This window comes from Pannus brasiliensis CCIBt3594, assembly GCF_036688125.1.
In the GTDB taxonomy this organism is placed as follows: domain Bacteria; phylum Cyanobacteriota; class Cyanobacteriia; order Cyanobacteriales; family Microcystaceae; genus Pannus; species Pannus brasiliensis.
In genome coordinates, this window is sequence record NZ_JBAFSM010000114.1 from 1 (window position 1) to 973 (window position 973).

Below are 973 nucleotides of genomic sequence, written 5' to 3' on the forward strand. Positions count from 1 at the left end.
CCCTCTTCCGTCACACTAGGGAACAGGAAGACAGAAATGACAGGGGAAAACAGATTCTAGCAGAGAGTTTATCAATCGATTAAGTTGAGTATATAAAAAAGAAAACTGGTGAATTATTCGAGGGGTAAAGAAAACACATAGCCAAGCTTTTAAGCGATTCAAGTAACCGAAAGGTTCGATAAATAATCGAATATTATTTAAGTTATTTTTCCATCCTTTCCCGATAGACAACCAAGGATGAGTTCCCGCAATTTCTCTAGCGGTTTGCCAGTCAGATGACCGATTTTCCTTTTGACCTTGACCTTGAAAAACTTCTGCTTGAAGGCTAATCATTAGGTACGCGCTCATGACTAGCTCCCACCATTTTTCGATGTCGTTATAATCGGTTAAACGATAATCTGACCAGCCCAACTCACTCTTACTCTGCCTTAAACCGTACTCTACCCACGTTCTATCCCCGTAAATATTGCCCACTTCTTTCGCACTTATTCCGGCTATTCTCGTCATGACATACCCAGTAGTCCTTCGGGTATCGCATCTTTATCGGTCGTGATTTCCCAATATCTTACTTGTCTTCTCTTACCGAAAATAATCTCTCGAATATACCGTTTTTCTCTTTCTCCATTACTATGGATTCTCTCGAATTCTTGCCATCGATTTCTTCGGACTCTCTGCCCCGAAGCCATTAGTACCGCGTGGTTACTCCGGATCGCCACCGCGTATTCTATTCCTAACTCTTCCAGAATACTCAAGAAATTACTTCCGCTTTCCCCGTACTCGCTATCCGCTAACACTCGCTTGATTTTAAATCCTTTCTCTACTAGCTCTTTCACCATCCCCGCCGCGATGGGCGGTTTGCTTTTATAGGTATCCCCTTCTTTTAATCTTTCTTTAGGCTTGTAGACCTCGCTTGTTAACGGGAACGTCATCCTTTCTATTAATCCATACGCGTTCACGCTCACGATCCCGTTCT

General features: G+C 42.9%; 2 protein-coding genes. Both read right to left on the minus strand.

Translation table 11 applies throughout. From position 1 onward, the window contains the following. Positions 1–15: 15 nt before the first annotated feature. A complete protein-coding gene (locus tag V0288_RS24960) occupies positions 16–507 on the minus strand; it encodes a hypothetical protein (RefSeq protein ID WP_332867907.1) in 492 nt (163 codons plus the stop codon). Then, positions 504–973 (minus strand): transposase (locus V0288_RS24965; protein WP_332867908.1); only part of this gene is annotated, 470 nt, incomplete at its 5' end. The genes V0288_RS24965 and V0288_RS24960, both read right to left, overlap by 4 nt.

Bases quoted from the DNA above. Each gene is read 5' to 3' on its own strand.
- V0288_RS24960 (WP_332867907.1), bottom strand. From the start codon at position 507: ATGACGAGAATAGCCGGAATAAGTGCGAAAGAAGTGGGCAATATTTAC.